We start from the raw sequence: 4,419 nt of genomic DNA on the forward strand, positions 1-4,419 counted from the left end.
AGGGCCTGCGCCTCCTGCTCGCTGATGAACGTCGTCTCGCGCGTCGTCTTGTCGTATCGATAACGCGGCTCCAGGCTGAAACCACCCGGGCGTAGCTGGTTCAAGCTCTGCCCGGCGCATTGTAAAGCCACCTCGTGCATCTCCGTCCCGAGGAACATGGCCAAGGTCACGTTCTTGCCCGGCATCAGCTTGTCGCAGTCCTGTGCCTTGGGAATCTTCCCGCCCCATTTGTCGATGAGCACCTGCGAGCGCGCATACTCGGCGCACTCCTTCAGCGCCTGCTCGATGCGAGTCTGTAGCTCCGCATCCAGCGCCATCGCCACCGCGGCGACCGAGATTCCGGCCTCCGCGAGCCGCCGCGCGCCCTGCAGCACCACCGTCTCCTCCCCGGCCACCTGCGCGCAAAGGGCCGGATTCTGCCGGCAGGAGTTCGTCGCCGAATCAAAGGACTGTGCGTAACGGCTCGGCGCACCCCGGCCCGGCACCGCCGCACAGGCGCCAAGGAGCACGCTGGCGACAAGCACACCCAGCCCTGACTGCAACACGCATCGGAACGGCATGTGCTCTCCCCATCGCGGCCCATGGGTCAGGAGCCAGCCGGCATCACCCTACGCCGAGCCCTCACCGTCCATGGCAGGTGCCTCATGGAGGGGTCATGCGCGCAACACCTCGAAAAACCAAGCGCCCGCGAGCACTGGCCATGCATGGCCAACGCCCGCGAGCGCCTCATCGCTCAGTTCATCGTCGCTTCGCTACGGATGCCGCGAGTTCCCATCCGGGGCGTTCTCCACCAGATCGCGGCCGATGTTGCGCCGATCGCGATCCACCCCGTCATCATCCCGCAGGCCGCCGTTCGCGAAACGCCGCGCCGCCTCCGCCAGGTCGCGCATCACTTCTTCTCGGGACTGATACTCTTCCTGGGGCAGCGACTTGAGGACGTTGATGATGTCCACGTACGCGCCGTTGTCCGCCGCGGCCGAAACGATCTGCTCGCGCGTCGCCGGGTAGTCCACGGAGTCGAGGTGCGGCGTGATGGAGAGCGCCGGGTTCTCCGCAAATCCGAATGCCATCGTGTCTCTGCCTTTCCGCCCGGGCTTCCTCCACTCCCGGGGCTTGCTTCCAACCTGGGTATCGAATGTCGAGCGGGCCACCTCACCCTGCCCCCCCGGCCGGCGTCTCCCGGGCAGCCAGCCGGCCAAGGCCCGGGTAGACTGGTGCTTCCCAGACCCCTTTCCCTGGTCCCGATGCTCTCCACACCCCTGTTCGTCACCTGGCTCGCGCTCGCCACCCCGACCCCCCCCACCCCCGCCTCCGACGCCACGAGCGTCTACTCGCTGGGGGACCCGGCCTTCGTGGGCCAGGCGCTGAGGGACCTGGAGGCGCTCGAGCACCATGCCCAGGGCCTGCGCGCCCTGCAGCAGCAGATCTCCAAGACGCGGGACCTCTACACGCGCGAGCAGGACCTCCCCTACACGCCCGAGGAGAAGCGCACCCTGCTCACCACCTGGGCGGCCTTCTCCGACTACTTCGCCTCGCTCGAGCTCATCCGCCAGCGCTACTGGGACTTCGTCAAGGTGCCCGCCCTCACCCAGGAGACGAAGCACGCCTGGGGCTTCCTGCTCACCCACGGGGCGCTCACCACGGAGCTGGCCCACGGGCTGACGTACGCGGAGCTCACCAACGGCCGCAAGCAGCTCGAGGTGCTCCTGGACGAGCCCTCCGAGGAGTACGGCCTGCCCTCTGGCGCCTTCGCCCGCTTCAAGGAGCGGGCCATCCACGTCTCCACCGCCACCCAGCTCATGACGGGGGACACCTACGCCGCGCAGCTCCAGCCCCTGCTGAAGAAGACGGGCATCCTCAACGTGCGCCGCGCGACGTGGCTGGTGGGCGAGATGCGGGAGAACTCCAAGGTGGCCCGGGGCAAGCTCAAGCGCGGCTTCACCCTCTTCGCCAAGGCCGGCGCGGATCGCGTCCAGGACGCCACCGTCAACGCCCTCTTCCCCGTGCAGCGCTCGGTGGCCGAGTGGATGGGCGACACCAAGGTGAAGCGCATCGGCCAGCCCCTCATCTCCCGGGAGCAGACGCTCGCCCTGCTGGCCCGCCTGCAGCCGGGCGACATCATGGTGGCGCGGCAGAACTGGTACCTCTCCAACATCGGTCTGCCGGGCTTCTGGCCCCATGCCGAGTTGTACGTGGGCACGCCCCAGGACTGGGTCACCGCCTTCGACGGCGACCCACGGGTGCGGGACTGGCTGAAGACGCAGCCCGGCGCCCCGAAGACGCTCGCCGAGCATCTGGCGCGCGAGTACCCCGCCAAGTGGGCCACCTACACGGCCCCGGACAGTCACGGAGATGCCATCCGCATCATCGAGTCCATTAGCGAAGGTGTTTCCTTCACTGGCCCCGAGCACGGCATGCACGTGGACTACCTCGGGGTCATGCGCCCGCGCCTCGCCCCGGTGGACAAGGCCCGCGCCATCGCCCGCGCCTTCCACCTCCAGGGGCGGCCCTACGACTTCAACTTCGACTTCTTCTCCGACTCCACCCTCGTGTGCACCGAGCTCGTGTACAAGGCCTACGTGCCCTCCGAGGGAACGAAGGGCGTGCGCATCGACCTGGTGGACGTGGCTGGCCGGCGCACCCTGCCCGCCAATGAGTTCGTCCGGCTGTTCGACTCCGAGTACGACAGCCCCGACCGGCAGTTCGATTTCGTTGCTTTCCTGGACGGCCGCGAGCAGGAGCGAGGGGCGCGGGAGGGCGACGTGGAGTCCTTCCGGCGCAGTTGGCGCCGGGTGAAGTGGGACATCGCCCAGCAGTAGGCGAGGAGGCACGCGCGATGACGGAAGAGACCGGATGGGAGATGCTGGCGATCGCCAGCAAGCTCTACGAGCGGATGATTTCCCAGCAACAGGCCAAGGTCCTCCGGCTTGCCCGCGAGGTGGTGCCCAACATCACCCCCGAGGAGCTGCGCAATCCCCATGACTTCCCGCAACTCAAGCAACACCCGACCTTCGAGTTCGAGGATGGGCTCCTGTCCGGGCTCATTTCGGCGCAGATGGCGCTCAACGCGGAGATCAAGGGCCGGCTGTTGCCCCCCGAACCACCTCGTTGACGCTTGCCTGCCTGCCTTTGCCGTCCGCCTGAGCCTGGGTTAGTCCTTTCGCCCGTGAGCATTGCCTCGACCTTCAGCCCGCCACTCGCCCGCGAACGCCTCGTGTCCGCGCTCGCGGCCGATCCACCCCGGCTGGACCTGGCGGCGCTGGCCATCGCGACCCTCAACCGACCGGAACTCGATGCTCCGGCGTGCCTGCATACGCTCGACGCCCTGGCCGCTCGGGTGCAGGTGGAGATGGAGCGCCACGCGAGCCAGGGAGAGGTGCTCGCCGGCCTCACCGCGCTGCGTCACGTGCTGGCGGACATCGAGGGCTTCCGCGGCAACGAGGACGAGTACCAGTCCCCGGAGAACAGCTTCCTGGACCTAGTGCTGGAGAAGAAGGTGGGCCTGCCCATCACGCTCTCCGTGGTGTACCTGGAGGTGGCGCGGCGGGCGGGCATCCCCCTCTACGGCGTGCCCTTCCCCGGGCACTTCCTGGTGGCGTGCCACTCGGGGGACCACAAGCTGGTGGTGGACCCGTTCCACAGCGGCGAAATCCTCACCGAGGAGGGCTGCAAGGAGCTGCTGGAGCGCGTGGCGCCGCAGCTCAAGTTCAACCCCACCATGCTGGCGCCGGCCCCGGTGGAGCTGATCGCCTACCGGATGCTGTCCAACCTGCGCCGGGTGTACCTGGAGCGCGAGGAGTGCGAGCGGGGGCTCGCGGTGGTGGACATGCTGCTCATGCTGGCGCCCAACCACCCGGGCGAGCTGCGCACGCGGGCGGCGCTGCTGGCCAACCTCGGGGCCTACCGCGCGGCGCTCAAGGACGTGGAGCGCTGCATGGAGCTGTCGCCGGACGCGCCGGACCGGGAGCGGCTCGAAATGACGGCCCGGGAGTTGCGCGAGCGCGCCTCCCTGTTGAACTGAGGCCATGAAACCCCTTCAACCGTGGCCCCGCCTGCGCCGGGGCCTGGAGCGCGACTACCACGTCCTCAAGGTGCGCCAGGACGTGGTGGCCGACCCCCGCACGGGCCATGAGTGCCCTCGCGTCGTCATCGACACCCCCGAGTGGGTGAACGTCATCGCGGTGACGAAGGACGAGCAGCTCGTGCTCATCCGCCAGTACCGCTTCGGCATCGCCGAGACGACGCTGGAGATTCCAGGCGGCATGGTGGAGCCGGGAGAGGACCCCGCGGCGGCCGCCGCGCGCGAGCTGGAGGAGGAGACGGGGTACGTGCCGGACCGCGTGGTGAGGCTCGGGCAGGTACACCCCAACCCCGCCATCCAGAGCAACCGCTGCCACAGCTACCTCGCGCTCGACTGCG

Annotated in this window: 5 protein-coding genes and 1 pseudogene; 4 read left to right on the top strand and 2 right to left on the bottom strand. The window is 68.6% G+C overall.

Translation table 11 applies throughout. The features are described 5' to 3' along the window. Both VF697_RS36110 and VF697_RS36115 read right to left on the bottom strand, forming a co-directional pair. Window positions 1-560, bottom strand: a pseudogene (locus VF697_RS36110) (hypothetical protein); the annotation flags it as partial. A 192-nt stretch (window positions 561-752) separates the two neighbouring features. Further along, complete coding sequence (locus tag VF697_RS36115) at window positions 753-1,070, bottom strand: DUF2795 domain-containing protein (protein WP_331102297.1); 318 nt, start codon at window positions 1,068-1,070, stop codon at window positions 753-755. A gap of 174 nt (window positions 1,071-1,244) precedes the next feature. On the opposite strand from VF697_RS36115, the gene VF697_RS36120 reads away from it, so the two are divergent. From VF697_RS36120 to VF697_RS36135, 4 genes are all read left to right on the top strand, one after another. Beyond that, entirely contained in the window at window positions 1,245-2,819 is a 1,575-nt protein-coding gene (locus tag VF697_RS36120) for a YiiX/YebB-like N1pC/P60 family cysteine hydrolase (RefSeq protein WP_331102298.1), read from the top strand. Window positions 2,820-2,836: 17 nt separating this feature from the next. Further along, on the top strand, window positions 2,837-3,112 hold the full coding sequence (locus VF697_RS36125) for a hypothetical protein (protein WP_331102300.1): 276 nt from the start codon (window positions 2,837-2,839) through the stop codon (window positions 3,110-3,112). Window positions 3,113-3,166: 54 nt separating this feature from the next. Further along, window positions 3,167-4,021 (top strand): transglutaminase-like domain-containing protein, encoded by an 855-nt coding sequence (locus VF697_RS36130; RefSeq protein WP_331102302.1) that lies wholly within the window; start codon window positions 3,167-3,169, stop codon window positions 4,019-4,021. A gap of 4 nt (window positions 4,022-4,025) precedes the next feature. Next, window positions 4,026-4,419 (top strand): NUDIX hydrolase (locus VF697_RS36135; protein WP_331102304.1); only part of this gene is annotated, 394 nt, incomplete at its 3' end.

The sequence above is a fragment of the Archangium sp. genome (assembly GCF_036388035.1).
Lineage (GTDB): Bacteria > Myxococcota > Myxococcia > Myxococcales > Myxococcaceae > Archangium.